This window comes from Paenibacillus ferrarius (genome assembly GCF_002027705.1).
GTDB classification, from domain to species: Bacteria; Bacillota; Bacilli; order Paenibacillales; family NBRC-103111; genus Paenibacillus_E; species Paenibacillus_E ferrarius.
The window spans coordinates 43,769-58,080 of sequence record NZ_MBTG01000025.1; the positions used below are offsets into that span (position 1 = coordinate 43,769).

The 14,312-nt window shown below is 50.3% G+C and carries 14 protein-coding genes and 2 pseudogenes; 1 reads left to right on the plus strand and 15 read right to left on the minus strand.

From position 1 onward, the window contains the following. Position 1: 1 nt before the first annotated feature. The 8 genes and pseudogenes from BC351_RS25190 to BC351_RS25225 all read right to left on the minus strand — a co-directional run. Positions 2–871 (minus strand): annotated as a pseudogene (locus tag BC351_RS25190) (DNA polymerase IV); the annotation flags it as partial. Further along, the gene (locus BC351_RS25195) at positions 868–1,239 is read right to left on the minus strand and encodes a YhjD family protein (RefSeq protein ID WP_079416210.1); all 372 of its coding nucleotides are present in this window, start codon (positions 1,237–1,239) and stop codon (positions 868–870) included. The gene BC351_RS25195 and the pseudogene BC351_RS25190, both read right to left, overlap by 4 nt. A 148-nt stretch (positions 1,240–1,387) precedes the next feature. Continuing rightward, positions 1,388–1,676, minus strand: a pseudogene (locus tag BC351_RS25200) (stage VI sporulation protein F). A gap of 174 nt (positions 1,677–1,850) precedes the next feature. After that, complete coding sequence (locus BC351_RS25205) at positions 1,851–2,117, minus strand: DUF1294 domain-containing protein (RefSeq protein ID WP_208629849.1); 267 nt, start codon at positions 2,115–2,117, stop codon at positions 1,851–1,853. A gap of 142 nt (positions 2,118–2,259) precedes the next feature. Beyond that, positions 2,260–4,305 (minus strand): ATP-dependent DNA helicase RecG, encoded by a 2,046-nt coding sequence (gene recG / locus BC351_RS25210; protein WP_079416212.1) that lies wholly within the window; start codon positions 4,303–4,305, stop codon positions 2,260–2,262. Positions 4,306–4,309: 4 nt separating this feature from the next. After that, a complete protein-coding gene (locus BC351_RS25215) occupies positions 4,310–5,167 on the minus strand; it encodes a DegV family protein (protein ID WP_079416214.1) in 858 nt (285 codons plus the stop codon). Between the two features lie 44 nt (positions 5,168–5,211). Then, positions 5,212–6,954 carry a DAK2 domain-containing protein gene (locus BC351_RS25220; RefSeq protein WP_079416216.1) on the minus strand — a complete coding sequence of 581 codons (1,743 nt, stop codon included), beginning with the start codon at positions 6,952–6,954 and terminating at the stop codon, positions 5,212–5,214. A gap of 28 nt (positions 6,955–6,982) precedes the next feature. Then, positions 6,983–7,342, minus strand: coding sequence for an Asp23/Gls24 family envelope stress response protein (locus tag BC351_RS25225; protein WP_028558212.1), 360 nt, complete (start codon positions 7,340–7,342; stop codon positions 6,983–6,985). 328 nt (positions 7,343–7,670) lie between these two features. Here BC351_RS25225 and rpmB point away from each other — a divergent pair, with 328 nt between their 5' ends. Then, a complete protein-coding gene (gene rpmB, locus BC351_RS25230; protein ID WP_029197753.1) occupies positions 7,671–7,859 on the plus strand; it encodes a 50S ribosomal protein L28 in 189 nt (62 codons plus the stop codon). Between the two features lie 98 nt (positions 7,860–7,957). On the opposite strand, the gene spoVM is transcribed toward rpmB, so the two are convergent. The 7 genes from spoVM to rlmN form a co-directional block, all read right to left on the minus strand. Further along, positions 7,958–8,038: a stage V sporulation protein SpoVM gene (spoVM, locus tag BC351_RS25235; protein WP_036634233.1), complete on the minus strand. Its 81-nt coding sequence runs from the start codon at positions 8,036–8,038 to the stop codon at positions 7,958–7,960. Between the two features lie 283 nt (positions 8,039–8,321). Next, on the minus strand, positions 8,322–8,567 hold the full coding sequence (locus BC351_RS25240) for a hypothetical protein (RefSeq protein ID WP_079416217.1): 246 nt from the start codon (positions 8,565–8,567) through the stop codon (positions 8,322–8,324). A 14-nt stretch (positions 8,568–8,581) separates the two neighbouring features. Further along, the gene (gene rpe, locus BC351_RS25245) at positions 8,582–9,232 is read right to left on the minus strand and encodes a ribulose-phosphate 3-epimerase (protein WP_079416219.1); all 651 of its coding nucleotides are present in this window, start codon (positions 9,230–9,232) and stop codon (positions 8,582–8,584) included. Between the two features lie 5 nt (positions 9,233–9,237). Continuing rightward, positions 9,238–10,167: a ribosome small subunit-dependent GTPase A gene (gene rsgA / locus BC351_RS25250; protein ID WP_079416221.1), complete on the minus strand. Its 930-nt coding sequence runs from the start codon at positions 10,165–10,167 to the stop codon at positions 9,238–9,240. Next, positions 10,167–12,278 carry a Stk1 family PASTA domain-containing Ser/Thr kinase gene (gene pknB / locus BC351_RS25255; RefSeq protein WP_079416223.1) on the minus strand — a complete coding sequence of 704 codons (2,112 nt, stop codon included), beginning with the start codon at positions 12,276–12,278 and terminating at the stop codon, positions 10,167–10,169. Before pknB ends, rsgA begins: the two co-directional genes overlap by 1 nt. Next, complete coding sequence (locus tag BC351_RS25260; RefSeq protein ID WP_079416225.1) at positions 12,275–13,039, minus strand: Stp1/IreP family PP2C-type Ser/Thr phosphatase; 765 nt, start codon at positions 13,037–13,039, stop codon at positions 12,275–12,277. The genes pknB and BC351_RS25260 overlap by 4 nt, the downstream gene beginning before the upstream one ends. A gap of 15 nt (positions 13,040–13,054) precedes the next feature. Next, entirely contained in the window at positions 13,055–14,122 is a 1,068-nt protein-coding gene (gene rlmN / locus BC351_RS25265; RefSeq protein WP_079416227.1) for a dual-specificity RNA methyltransferase RlmN, read from the minus strand. Positions 14,123–14,312: the final 190 nt, after the last annotated feature.

Below are 14,312 nucleotides of genomic sequence, written 5' to 3' on the forward strand. Positions count from 1 at the left end.
ACATTTTTTTGTAGATACCAAGAAGTATCGTGTTCACTTCCGAAGACTCCTCATAATCCCGCGGCAGTGTCATCATATGACCGATCGACTTCGGAGCCGTATCGAACGTCGTCGGCGTGACCGGACTGTCATCCAAACCATTGGCCGTTCGCCACATGACTTCGGCGTGAATATCCGACTGCTTGCCGAAGCGGGCGCGGAATTTGTTCTTGAGCTGCGGCAGCGGCGTTTGGGCCACATCGCCAACGGTGTACATCCCCAGCTTGGCGAAATGTGCAGTCATCCGCGAGCCGACGCCAAACATCTTGCTGACCGGCTGTGTCCATAAGGTTTCTGCAAGCTTTGACGGGTGCAGCGTGTAGACGCCGCTCGGATTCTTTTTCGCCCAAATATCGGTCGCAATCTTCGCTAGAATTTTATTCGAGCTAATCCCGATTCGGACTCTCACGCCCGTTTGCCGGAGCACTTTGCGCTGGATGGCTTCCGCAATAGTTAACGGATCTCCGAAGAGCGGCAAGCTGGCCGTGACGTCAAGAAACTGCTCATCGATACTAAAAACTTCAACCTGATCCGTAAATTCTTCGTAGATCTTGGTAATCATAAGAGAAATATCAATATAATGCTGCATGCGCGGGCGCATCACGACCAGCTCCGGGCACTTCTTAAGCGCCTCGCCCAGTCGCTCTGCTGTAGATACACCATACTTTTTGGCAACAGGGCAGGCAGCCAGAATGATGCCCGACCTCAGCGCAGGATCCCCAGCGACCGCAACGGGTTTATCCTTGAAGCCCGGATGATCCGCCTTCTCAACACTGGCATAGAAGCTCTCGCAGTCCGCTAGGAATATCGTTCTTTCCTTTCCTTTGCTCACCGTAATCCCCCTCGCATATTCATAAGCATGGTCATAAGTTCTGCCTTAACCAAGCTGCGAAGCATCGTGAAATGGTGAATGTAACCGCGTACTTTGTATTCAACGTTGATCCCTAAGGCATTCATTTCGGTATGAATCACTTTAATGTCTCTTTTTTTCATGCTGCTCTTCAGCTGCTGCAATTGCGGGTAAATGGCATTCTCAACCTCTCTCAAATAAAAAAGCACATGATTGTAGACAATTTTATCCTTGTACACCTTGAGCTCCTCCATATCCCTTGCAAGCATATCGAGCAAAATGGGCAACAGCGTAAATTCCTTAATAAGTTGAACATCCTCGTCTGTCTCAATTCTTGAGCTGACCGTCATTTTATCTCCACCACCATATGCGAACATATATTCGTGTTACTTATTATATACCGAACATGTATTCGTTATGCAAGCAATTTTAATTGGAAATAAAATACACCGTGCAGATGAGCGTCTCAGCTCGGCTGCACGGTGCTTTTTACTTCATCTAACGAAACATCGCCCACAGTCGGATTAAGTGAAAAGTGTTGGAAGGATCGATCTTTTGAGCCACAATAAATTCCAGAATTTGCGCTGTCTGATTGCCGTTCAGCTTCTCGCCGAAGATAGTGGCCGCAAGCTGGGTGAGGCGTGCAACCTGCGTGTGATTTTGCAAATCAGCCTTGGTGACGCCTTGCAGCAGCATTTTGATACGCTCCTTGATCTCCGGGTTTTTCAATTTGAATTTCACACCGCTCCACGAGCGCAGGATCGATGCCATACTGTTGATAGCTCATGTTCGCAACCTCCGATCTGCTATCCTGCTACTAGCATATGAGCGCAGCGAGGCGAACTTGACTCGAATCTGGCACCTTCGGAAGCGTGGATGTACAGGGGAATCTCTATCTCCCTCCCAAAAAATAAGAGGCTGCTCGCCAGGTTTTTCACCTTTGGAGACAACCTCTCAAATTTCACATATAAATAGCAATCAGAATGACACAGATGCAATTGAGCACGACCAGGAGCGGAATGCCGATTACAAACGACATATGTTTGGTCTTATGGCGCCACACGCGCATGCCCAGCCAACCGCCAATCCCGCCACCAAGCGCAGCCAGTGTAAAAAGTCGTTTCTCCGGCACGCGGCGGCCGCCTTTTTTGGCCTGTCCTTTGTCATGTCCCATTTCTATAAACGTAATGATATTCATCAGCAATAAATAAACAAGAAAATAAGTCAAATGCGGGACACCTTCATTTCAGAAAATAGTAAACTCTACTTTCTATCTTAAAAGCGAACGCGCATGGGGTCAATATCTACGACGATCACGCCAAAAATTAGGGCTGGCGATGCTTCCCGTCAAGCGTGCAAACCGCTCGCTACTAATCCAGCACTTCGCTGTCAAAAATATGCGAACGCTCCAAATAGGTTCTCAGCCCCAGGAAAGACGCCCCGGTCCAGAAGGACGAGTCGCCGACGAGCTCAGCCGCATCATCACGCGCCTCTTCCATAACTTCGAAATCCGCCATCATGTCGGCGATGCGGAACTCCGGTAGCCCGCTTTGCTTGGTGCCGAAGAAGTCCCCCGGCCCGCGCAGCTCCAGGTCGCGGCGGGCGATTTCGAAGCCGTCCGTCGTCTCCGTCATCGCCTTCATGCGCTCCTTGCCGACCTCGGTCTTCGGGTCGGCGATGAGCACGCAGAAGGACTGGTGCTCGCCGCGGCCAACCCGCCCGCGCAGCTGATGCAGCTGCGACAAGCCGAAGCGGTCGGCATCGTAGATAACCATCAGCGTGGCATTCGGCACGTCCACGCCAACTTCGATGACCGTGGTCGAGACGAGCGCCTCCACGGTCCCTTCTTTGAAAGCGCGCATGATCGCTTCCTTCTCCTGCGCACTCATCCGCCCGTGCAGCAGGCCGATCCGCATCTGCGGGAAATGCTGCTGCAGCTGAATGTGGACGTCGATCGCATTCTGCACGTCCAGCTTGTCCGACTCTTCGATGAGCGGACATATTACATATGCCTGCCGGCCTGCGGCCACCTCGCGCTGGATAAAGCCCAGTACGCGTTCCAGCATCGCATGCTGCACCGCGTAAGTCTTGATCGGCTTGCGCCCCTTCGGCAGCTCGCGCAGCGTCGACACATCCATGTCGCCGAAGGCAGTAATCGCCAGCGTGCGCGGAATCGGCGTTGCCGTCATCGTCAGCACGTCGGGCTGCATCCCCTTGCGCCGCAGAATGCTGCGCTGGTTCACCCCGAAGCGGTGCTGCTCGTCCGTCACAACGAGGCCTAGCTGCCTGAAGTAGACATCCTCTTGGATGAGCGCATGGGTGCCCACAAGCACGTCGATGAGCCCCATCTGCAAGGAGGCGAGCAGATCCCGCCGCTGGCGGTCGGTCGAGCTGCCGGTCAGCAGGGCCACCTGCATCCCGTAAGGCTCGAACAAGCTGGTTAGCGAGCGCTTATGCTGCTCGGCCAAGATCTCCGTCGGCACCATCAGCGCGCCTTGGTAGCCGGCCTTCACGGTCGCGTAGAGGCCTATGGCGGCGACGATCGTCTTGCCCGCACCGACATCGCCCTGCAGCAGCCGGTTCATGCTGTAAGGCTCCTGCATGTCGTGCAGGAGCTCAGCGACGACCTTCTTCTGCGACTCCGTCAGCTGGAAGGGCAGCGCGCGCACGAAGGCGCGGACAGCAGGCAAGTCCACCTGCTGTTTAAGCCCGTCCGCCCGGCTGCGCGTCACGGCGCGGTAAGCCTGCAGCTTGAGCTGGAACAGGAACAGCTCCTCATAGACCATGCGCCTGCGCGCCTGCTTGCCTTCCTCCACGCCGCTCGGCGTGTGGATGACCGCCAGCGCCTTGCTGCGCGGCATGAACCCGTACCTGCCGGTCAGGCTCTCCGGCAGCACTTCACTGATCATGGCGCTGTACTGCGTCAGCGCCTGCGCGATGACCTTGCGCATCCACTTCTGCGTAATCGAGCCTGCAACCGAATATACCGGCTGAATCGTGCCAGTATTCGAATCCCCTTGTCCGGGAAACTCCGAATCGGACACGCTCATTTGCCTGCGCCTCGCGTCCCATTTGCCGGTCAGAATAATCTCCTGCTGGGGCCGCAAGCGATCCTTCAAGAAATGGCGGTTAAACCACACCGCCGTCAGCAAGAACTCATCGACCATCACCTTGCAGGATAGCCGGGACTTGCCGCTGTAGCGCTGCAGCACCGGCTCGCCGATGATTTCCCCCTTCACGGTGACGCGGTCGCCGTCCTTTACGCTCGCCAAATCGCGGACCGTATAATCCTCATACCGGAACGGCACATATTCCAGTAAATCCATAACCGTAAAAACGCCCATGGCGTTTAGCTCAAGTGCCTTTTGAGCGCCAACACCATGGACTTCGCGTACTGCAATTTGATTTAAATCCATATCCTTATACCGTACTCACGAAGGCTGCGATGGTGCCTGGGCCTGCATGCGCGCCAATCACTGGACCAAGCGTAATATAGTCCACGTGCTCCACAGCGAATTGCTGCATAATGGCTTCCCTCAACAGCTCCGCGCCTTCCCTATTGTTGGCATGAGCGATGTGCATACTGCGGATGCTGCGGCTCGGAATATCGGCAGCCAGCAGCTCCAGAATGCGGGCAATCGCTTTTTTGTGACCGCGCACCTTATCAATGGCCGCTACTTCACCCTCGCGATCCAAGGAAAGGATCGGCTTAATATTTAATAATGAACCAAACAGTGCCGAGGCTTTGCCGATTCGGCCGCCTTTTTGCAGAAATTCCAGCGTATCCACAAGAAAATAAATGTAAAAGTTCTCTCTCATCGTTTGGACGAGCGCCAAAATTTCCGCTGCACTTTTCCCTGCTCTAGCGGCCCTTGCAGCAGCTACGACCAACGCGCCAATTCCATAGGAGGCAGAACGAGAATCAACCACATGCACTTTGGCTGCTTCATCCTCCAGCATCGTGGAAGCCAGCAAAGCGGACTGATACGTCCCGCTCAGCACAGAAGCCAGATGAATGGAGATGACCTCCGTATCCGGCTCCTCCAGCAGGCTCTGATAAAGACTCAGAAATTCCGCAGGAGAAGGCTGTGACGTTCTAGGGAAATGGGAGGACGAAGTCAGCTTCGGATAAAAGGCCTCCGACTGCAGCGTTACCGCATCTAGATACTGTTCATCGCCAAAATGAATCTTGAGCGGCACCATCTCGATGTTCAGCTCTTGCCTGAGTGCCAAAGGGATGTCGGCCGTACTGTCCGTTACGATACGAATTGTCAACAGGATTCACTCCATTTCATGCAATCATCCATTGCGGGTGCGATCGTTTATTCAACAGAGAACAGGTACGCATACAAAGGCTGTCCACCTGGATGAAGCTCGACTTCCATTTCCGGGTACATGGCCTGGATGAACGCTTCGAGTTCCTCGGTTTCTTCCTCCTTGGCATCTTCTCCCGTGAGGATAGTAACGATTTCGCTGCCTTCTTCAATCATGGCTTCCAGCAGCTTTTTGCAAGCGTCCATCAGACTTGGCTGGGACGACACAATGCGGCCATCTTGAATGCCGATGAAATGCCCCTGCTTAATCTCAATGCCGTCCATGCTCGTATCGCGCACGGCATACGTAACTTGGCCCGATTTGACACGCCCCAGCGACTCGTTCATCGCTTCTGTATTCGTATCCGCATCCGCCTTCTCTTGGAAAGCCAGAATCGCGGCAAGGCCTTGCGGAATCGATTTCGAAGGGATTACAATGAGTGCCTTGTTATCCACCAAATCGACAGCCTGCTGAGCCGCCAATATAATATTCGAATTGTTCGGCAGCACATAGATGGTTTGCGCATCAATGCTGTTGACGGCATTCACGATATCTTCCGTGCTCGGATTCATCGTCTGTCCGCCGGACAGAACAACATCAACCCCTACACTGGATAAAATGTCGGTAATCCCATCCCCCAGAGCAACCGCAACAAAACCATAGGCTTTACCTGGTGCTGCCAGTCCTGTCGTTTCCGCAGCAAACGAATGAGGCGCCTCATATCCGCCTGCCATGTCTTCCAATATATGTGAATGCTGATCGCGCATATTTTCAATTTTGATACGACTAAGTGCCCCGTAATTCATCGCTTGGTTCATCACTTCACCTGGATATTCCGCGTGAATATGCACCTTCACCAATTCCTCGTCGGCGACAACTAGCAGAGAATCCCCCAGCTTGCTCAGTTGATCACGGAATGTGATTTCATTGAAAGTCAGCCCCTTGACCTTGCCGGGCACAATCGTCAGCATAAACTCCGTGCAATAGCCGAATTCAATGTCTTCCGTAGCCAAATGTGCTTGAGCCGGCAAATGCGCGTGCACTTCTTTGGCCAAATTCATGCCCGGAACAAGGGAAACAGCGTCCAATCGCGTATCCATCGTTGCATAGTCATCTTCTTCACGAACCAGACCGCCGCTCAGCGACGCCACAAAGCCTTCATAGACGCAGACCAGTCCTTGACCCCCTGCATCCACCACACCAACTTGCTTAAGCACAGCAAGCTGCTCAGGCGTTCTGGCGAGGGCTTCCTTCGCTTTGCTCAGAACCTCCTGCATCAGATCCAACAAATCGTTGCCGCGCCGATACTGCACCGCGTGCTTGGCTGCTTCTTTGGATACGGTCAAAATCGTGCCTTCTACAGGCTTCACAACAGCTTTGTAGGCTGTTTCTACACCTTGCTGCAGCGCCGCTGCAAATTGCTGTACATTTACATGCTCAAGATCGTGCACATGCTTCGCGAAGCCGCGAAACAACTGTGACAAAATAACCCCTGAGTTGCCTCTGGCGCCCATCAGTAACCCTTTGGACAATGCATCAGCTGCTTTCCCAATATGAGAGGATGGCTTCTTCTTCAGTTCCTCACAGCCTGCCGTGAGAGTTAAATTCATGTTGGTGCCGGTATCTCCATCGGGTACAGGGAAAACGTTCAATCCATTAACCTTGTCTACATTTCGGCGAAGGTTATCCGCACCCGCCAAGACCATGGCAGTGAAGTCATTTCCATTTATTGAAATAAAGCGCTTACTCAAAGTGATTCCCCTTCCTGGTTACGGGCTTTTATTTAGCTACTCGAACGCCTTGAACAAAAATGTTCACATCGTCCACCTGAAGCCCTACGACTTCATTCAAAATATATTTAACTTTCGTTTGGACGTTGCCTGCAACTACGGATATTTTGGTTCCATAGCTGACAATAATATAAAGATCAATTTCGAGTCGCCCGTTCTCACGACGAACTTCGACACCGCGGCTTAAATTGTCCCGGCCCAGCAGCTCTGCTATCCCGTCTTTCAATTGCTTTCTCGTTGCCATACCAACAAGTCCATAACAATCTAACGCAGCGGAACCCGCCAGAGTTGAAATCACTTCATTGGTTATGTACACTTTTCCATACTCGGTTGTGAGTTCAATTGGCATCATCTAAACAACTCCTTCAAATTTCCCTTCAGAAAACTACCTATGTAAGCATTCCCATTCCCGCTCTGCCTGACAAATCTGCCGCAAACTAAACACTTGGAATGTGGAGTAATCTTCATTGTACTATAACATACTAAATAAATAAACGGCAAAAAAGCAGGTAATTCGTTGACTAGGCTCCTTTTGCTATGATATTATGTCTAAGTGTGTTTTTGCTGGTTATAACATGAATCGCAAGAAGCAATGTCTAAATTTGAGGAAAGCTGTCATGTCAAGCTTAGGCTTGCCACCCAGGCTGCTTTGTATACTGCCGAAGGAGGTGTCAAACATGTCCCGCAAATGTTTCATTACAGGTAAAAGTCCAAGTTCAGGTAATCACGTGTCCCACGCTAACAATAAAAACAAGCGTACTTGGGGAGTTAACGTTCAAAAGGTTCGCATCCTCGTTGATGGTAAACCAAAACGGGTTTACGTAAGTACTCGTGCGTTGAAATCCGGTAAAGTGGCTCGCGTTTAATTGCAGCTTCTGATACTTACACTTTCGATGTAAAAGACAAAAAGCACCTTATCGGTGCTTTTTTTGCTTTTCTGGGGAGATAGCTAACTATGTGCTTCCTAGTTTTTGCTGAACGTATTAAGCACGGCCTTCACGAATCCACCCAAAAATCTTGGTAGCTTGATTGTGTAGAACTTCATTCTCTACCCCTCCTTAGAGTTTTCGTCAGAAAACTGACTTGGTGAGCATTTGGCTAAGCGTTTTCGTCAGAAAACTGACTTCGTGAGCATGGAACTTGCTTTTTTCGAAAGAAAGCTACCTCGTAAGCTACACTGTTTGCATAACTGCTCCTTAGCATCGTTACAACAGTATATGCCAGGGTCGCAAAAAAGTACCCTCTATTTTACTTTCTCCCGTAAATTCGCTTCCAGAAAGCAAAAAAAGCTACAAGAGCGCTTCACTCTTGTAACTATATGTATGCAGCTACGATGGCGTTATGCCCAGCTGCGTATAAAGTGCAACACCTAAACTGAAAATAAAATATAAAAGAATCGTCAACACAATGAACCATACACGAAAGCTAATTTGCTCGAACTGGCGAAAGAAACGTATCCCCACATACAAGGTGCCAAGTGAAAAAATGTACTTTGTCACGCCTTGTATATTCGAAAAGCAAGTTAACAAAATGCCGCAAAGCACACTGTACATGATCAACCAGAGAAATCTCATCGTCCCGCTCCCCTCTACCCGCGAATTCGACGGATAGCCTCAGCACGATCTGACTGCCCGAATACCGCATTGCCAGCGACCAGCACATCCGCCCCGGCCTCTGCCACCTGGCGAGCCGTAACTTCATTGATCCCGCCGTCCACTTCGATATGCAGCCCGCTTAACCCCTTGGCATTCGCCTGCTCACGCAAGGCCCGAATTTTGTTCAGCATGCCCGGAATGAAAGCTTGACCGCCGAAGCCGGGATTCACCGTCATAATCAGAACAAGATCCAACTGCTCATCCAGCACATGCTCAATGAGTGAAATCGGTGTTGCAGGATTAAGCACAACCCCAGCTTTCACGCCGCTTTGCTTAATAAGATGCAGCGTCCGATGCAGATGCGTACAAGCTTCTACATGAACGGAGATCAAATCAGCGCCCGCCTTGACGAAATCCGGGATATAGCGATCCGGCTGCTCAATCATCAAATGCACGTCAAGCGGCAGCTTCGTCACCGGACGTATCGCTTCAACAACCAACGGGCCGATTGTAATATTCGGCACGAAATGGCCGTCCATGACATCGACGTGAATCCAATCTGCTCCGCCAAGCTCCGCTTCTTTAATTTCTTCCCCAAGTCTAGCGAAATTAGCTGATAAAATAGAAGGTGCTACATATACCATCCGTTCTAATACCTCCTCTTCCGATCCTTGATTTCTGCCAAAAATAATAAGTAATGATCATAGCGAGAAGCCGCAATTGTCCCATCGGCTACGCAATCACGAACCTTGCAATCAGGCTCATGCAAATGCAGGCAGCCTCTGAAGCGACAGCCTTCCGCTATCGCGGCGAATTCCCTGAAGCAGTCGCCAAGCCCTTCCGCTTCCACTTCCATGAAATCCAGTTGGCTGAAGCCCGGCGTATCTGCGACGAGCCCCCCGTTCGTTAGAGGCATCAGTTCCACATGTCTTGTCGTGTGTTTCCCTCGCCCCAGCCGTTGAGAAATGGCATTCGTCTCCAAATTCAGACCGCTGATCATTTCATTCAACAACGAAGACTTGCCTACGCCCGACTGCCCGGCGAATACGCTGACCGTGCCATCCAAATGCTGGAGGATCGACTCCACGCCCTCATGCAGCTTCGAGCTCGTTTTTTGTATTGTGTATCCAATGCCCTCATACAGCTTGGTAATCCGTTCTAACTCCGCAACCGTCATGTCCTTGGCTCCGGAAGCGTCGCTGTCTGCTGTCAATAAATCGCTTTTGGTGAAGCAGAGGAGCACGTCAATGCCGGTATTCTCAATATGAACGAGAAACTTGTCCAGCAATTGCAAATTCAAGACCGGCTCTGTGACCGAAAAGACCAGCACAACGAGATTCACATTAGCGATCGGAGGGCGAATCAATTCCGAAGTTCGAGGAAGGATCTCCGTGACGGTGCCTTCCCCATTCTCGGTCTCTTCGTACATTACACGATCCCCTACGAGAGGGGTAATATTTCTATTTTTGAAAACCCCCCGGCCGCGGCAAGTAATCGTATTCGCCGCAGCCAGCTCCGCCCCTTCGGGCAGTACATAGTAGTAACCGCTCAATGCTTTCGTAATCGTTCCTTGCGGCATTAATTTGCGCCTCCAGTAGGTGGTTTAGAGGCAGCACCGCCTGTTTGGCCTTGCCCATTTCCATTGTTGCCAACCGGGATTGCCGGTCCGCTGTTTTGTTGTTTGGGCGAAGGAGTAGGCGATGCCGTAGGGCTCGGCGATGCCGTTTTCCCACTCTTTTGATCCAAATAATCCTGATACGTGCGCGTGATCGAGTTAACTAGACTGTCGCCTTCTTTGATCAAGATGACAGCTTTTTTATCTGGAGAAACAATGACTTTGACATCCAAATTCTGCGCCTTGGACACTTTTTCCGTTTTGTATTCGAAATTCTCATACTGAGCGTCGCTGACTACAATCTTGAACTCGGAATCCTTGCCTTCTGTCGTTGGCTTCACCGGAATGCTGACCGTTAATTGACCGGCATCTTCCGGCAATCCGTCACTAATAACCAATGAAATTTCAGCGCCGATGGAGACATCCTGATTTTTATCAAAAGGAAATTGCTTGATGACCTTGCCTTTGGCGACTTTATAGCTCTTCTCGCGCGTAATGCCATTCACAGGAAGCTTAAGATTCAGCTTCGCAATCTGCGCCTTCGCTTCCGCTTCCGTCATGCCAACAAGATCAGGCATTTTAAACGTTTCCTTAGCTTTGCTGACGACAAATGTAATGGCTGCTTTGTCCAGTTCAAATTCGTCCCCAACAAGCGGCGTCTGTTTCAAAATTGTACCAGGCGTATCCTCGGTCGTCTCTTGGGTGAACGTAACCTGATCATCATTGATACCAAGCGCTTGAAGCTTTAATTTGGCATCCTTGAGCAACTGTCCGACATAGCTCTCCATCTTGATTTTGGGAACGCCAGAACTAACATAAAGCGTCACTTTAGTCCCCACATTCATCCTCATCCCGCTCGGATCTTGACGAATAACGGTGTCCTTGGCCAGTTTGCTGTCTTTGTCATATTCAACCGTCGAACCGAGCTTAACCGCCGTGAGTTCAGCTTGAGCCTGAATCAACGGTTTGTTAATCACATTCGGAACCTCAACGGTTTCAACGGCGAACATCCCTCTCACATACCCGACCATGTACCACATCCCGCCCAGTACGATGAGCAGAACGGCAATCCAGATCAACGGCTTGGCCCATCCATTTCCTTTGGAAGGAGCTGATTCTTCGCGCAAAGCGGGCTTTTCGGGTTCGTCATCCTCGAACTTCGACAGTTGGTCGGCACGTATCGCAGGCATCACCAACGTACGCTCTTCATCCATCCCATAAGCATCCCAGAAAGCAACCTTCGCTTCATTCCTGCGGTCCGGATTCAAACAGGTGTCCAAATCCTCCATCATGAGCTTCGCTGACTTGTAGCGTTCCTCGGGCTTTTTGCGCATGGCCTTCAAAATAATATTTTCCACACTTTGCGGGATGAGCGGGTTCACCTTGCGAGGCTCTTCCACATCTTCCTGCAAATGCTTGAGCGCTACCGAAATCGGGCTTTCACCCAGAAAGGGCAGCTTGGCCGTCAGCATTTGATACATGACGATACCTAGGGAATACAAATCGGACTTCTCGCCCGTATTCGTCCCTTTGGCATGCTCAGGCGAGAAATAGTGAACAGAACCAACAACCGATCCCGTTTGTGTAATGGTTGAGGAGGTTGCCGCACGCGCAATCCCAAAATCCGTCACTTTGACCCGGCCATTTTTGCCGATTAGAATATTGTGCGGCTTAATATCCCGGTGGATGATTTCATTATGGTGGGCGTGATCAAGCGCATCGGCGATTTGACTCGCGAAATGAACGGCGTCTTCCACCTGAAGCGGGGCTTTTTCCTTGATTAAATCATTTAGCGTTTTGCCCTCTATGTATTCCATGACAATGTAATGCACGTCTTCTTCTTGTCCCACATCATAAATACTGACGACATTAGGATGAGAAAGGGAAGCGGCTGCTTGAGCTTCTCTGCGAAAACGACGAATGAACTCTTCGTCATGCACATACTGCTGGCGCAGCACCTTCACAGCCACTTTACGGTTTAATAAAAGATCATGCCCTTTGTAAACCAAAGCCATGCCGCCTCCGCCAATGCGCTCTAGGATCTCATAGCGGCCTCCAAGCTTTCTACCGATCAATTCTCATCACCCCTTTTTTCGTCCGAATCCTGATCATGTGCAAGTAAAACGACCGTTACATTGTCATCTCCGCCTTCATCAAGCGCGCGTGCAATCAATTGTTCCGCAGCATCTTCCAATTTCGCATGAGATTTGATAATACCCATAATGTCACTGGAGTCCACTAATCCGCTCAGACCATCGCTGCAAATCAGAATCGTGTCTCCCGGGCGCCAAGGGTATTCATAAAGATCCACCTCTACGCCTGGCTCTGTGCCAAGTGCCCGCGTAATCCAATTCCGCCTAGGATGATGATCCGCCTCTTCGATGGTAATCTGCCCGTTCTTCACGAGCTCATATACGAGCGAATGATCTTCTGTCAGCTGAGTGATCGCATCATCTGTTATTTTATAAGCACGGCTGTCGCCGATATGCCCGATAATAAGAAGCTCCTGCGAAGCAATAATGGCAACAACCGTCGTTCCCATCCCATGATAATTTTCCTGCCCTGAAGCAAACTCATAAATCTTCTCATTTGCATTCTCAATAGCTTCCTTCAGCACTTGCTTGCGAGCTTCCACGGGCATTCCCCGATGGATCGACTGCAACTGCTCTTGGATCATATCGATAGCCATTTGACTGGCGATATCACCAGCCTGATGTCCCCCCATACCATCAGCAACAATAGCCAAAGAAAGGCCACCCAGCTCAGGTTGTATAGTGGCGCGGTCCTCATTCACTTGACGGACTTTACCGATATCGGTACGGCTTACCATCTTCATCCGGATTTCACCTCATTACTTGCTCTCCATATGCTTAGCGCGCAATTGCCCGCAGGCAGCTGCAATATCACTGCCTTGTTCACGGCGTATGGTGGCGTTAATTTTGCCCTTCTCAAGAATACGCTGGAAGGTGAAAATATCATCTCTGGGCGTACGTTTGAAATCCCGTTCAGCTACGAAATTCACAGGAATCAGGTTCACGTGGCTAAGCGGCATATCCTTCAATACCAGGGCTAGCTCCTCAGCATGCTCCGGTTGGTCATTCACTTCCCCCATAAGGGCATACTCAAACGTAATGCGTCTGCCTGTTTTGGCAATATAATACTTGCAAGCTTCAATTAAATCTACGAAAGGAAATCTGCGATTTACCGGCATCAGCTTGGAACGAAGCTTATCGTTCGGCGCATGAATGGAAATCGCCAAATTCACTTGCAGATTCTCATCAGCGAATTTGTAGATGTTCGGCACGATCCCGCTCGTCGATACCGTGATATGACGTTGTCCAATGTTTAGCCCCTTCGGATGAATCATAACACGCAGGAAATTCATCGTCGCTTCATAATTCTCAAACGGCTCGCCGATTCCCATGATCACGATAGAGGAAATACGTTCCTCGGTTTCATCCAGCAGCTTCTGCGCTTTGACAACTTGAGCGACAATCTCCCCAGGTCTAAGATCCCTTTTGAGACCGCCCAGCGTAGAGGCGCAGAACGTACAGCCTACTCGGCAGCCTACCTGCGTAGTAACACAAATGCTGTTGCCGTAGTTATGCTTCATGACAACCGTTTCAATCGCATTCTTATCTTCCAGCTCAAATAGAAACTTGACCGTACCATCTTGCGATTGATACTTGGCGATCTCGGTCAATGTTACAAATTCAAACTGATCCTTCAGTTTGTCACGCAGCGTCTTCGGCAAATTCGACATCTCGTCAAAGCTGAATACGCGCTTTATATACAACCAGTCAAAAATTTGTCCGGCACGAAACGAGGATTCGCCGTTCTCTTTCACCCAGCTCTGCCACTCATCCCAATTCAAATCATACACAAACGGTTTCACATTCTCACTTACTTTGCTAATCATATTTATCACAACCTGTTATTATTTGGTCTATTTTTTTGCTAATCTCATGTATTTTATCACAAAGCGGGCACGAACACACATCCTCATCTACGGCAGCTGCCAGTAAACGCGGAAAATACTTTCGTTCCCATGTGGAATCGCGCCAAAATTCGCGAATGACCTGCGCAGTGGGCAGGTCATTCTTCATGTG

Coding starts and splice junctions, on each gene's coding strand:
- BC351_RS25195 (WP_079416210.1), bottom strand. CDS start 1,239: ATGACGGTCAGCTCAAGAATTGAGACAGACGAGGATGTTCAACTTATT.
- recG (WP_079416212.1), bottom strand. CDS start 4,305: ATGGATTTAAATCAAATTGCAGTACGCGAAGTCCATGGTGTTGGCGCT.
- BC351_RS25225 (WP_028558212.1), bottom strand. CDS start 7,342: ATGCCAATTGAACTCACAACCGAGTATGGAAAAGTGTACATAACCAAT.
- rpmB (WP_029197753.1), top strand. CDS start 7,671: ATGTCCCGCAAATGTTTCATTACAGGTAAAAGTCCAAGTTCAGGTAAT.
- spoVM (WP_036634233.1), bottom strand. CDS start 8,038: ATGAAGTTCTACACAATCAAGCTACCAAGATTTTTGGGTGGATTCGTG.
- BC351_RS25240 (WP_079416217.1), bottom strand. CDS start 8,567: ATGAGATTTCTCTGGTTGATCATGTACAGTGTGCTTTGCGGCATTTTG.
- rpe (WP_079416219.1), bottom strand. CDS start 9,232: ATGGTATATGTAGCACCTTCTATTTTATCAGCTAATTTCGCTAGACTT.
- rsgA (WP_079416221.1), bottom strand. CDS start 10,167: ATGCCGCAAGGAACGATTACGAAAGCATTGAGCGGTTACTACTATGTA.
- BC351_RS25260 (WP_079416225.1), bottom strand. CDS start 13,039: ATGAAGATGGTAAGCCGTACCGATATCGGTAAAGTCCGTCAAGTGAAT.
- rlmN (WP_079416227.1), bottom strand. CDS start 14,122: ATGATTAGCAAAGTAAGTGAGAATGTGAAACCGTTTGTGTATGATTTG.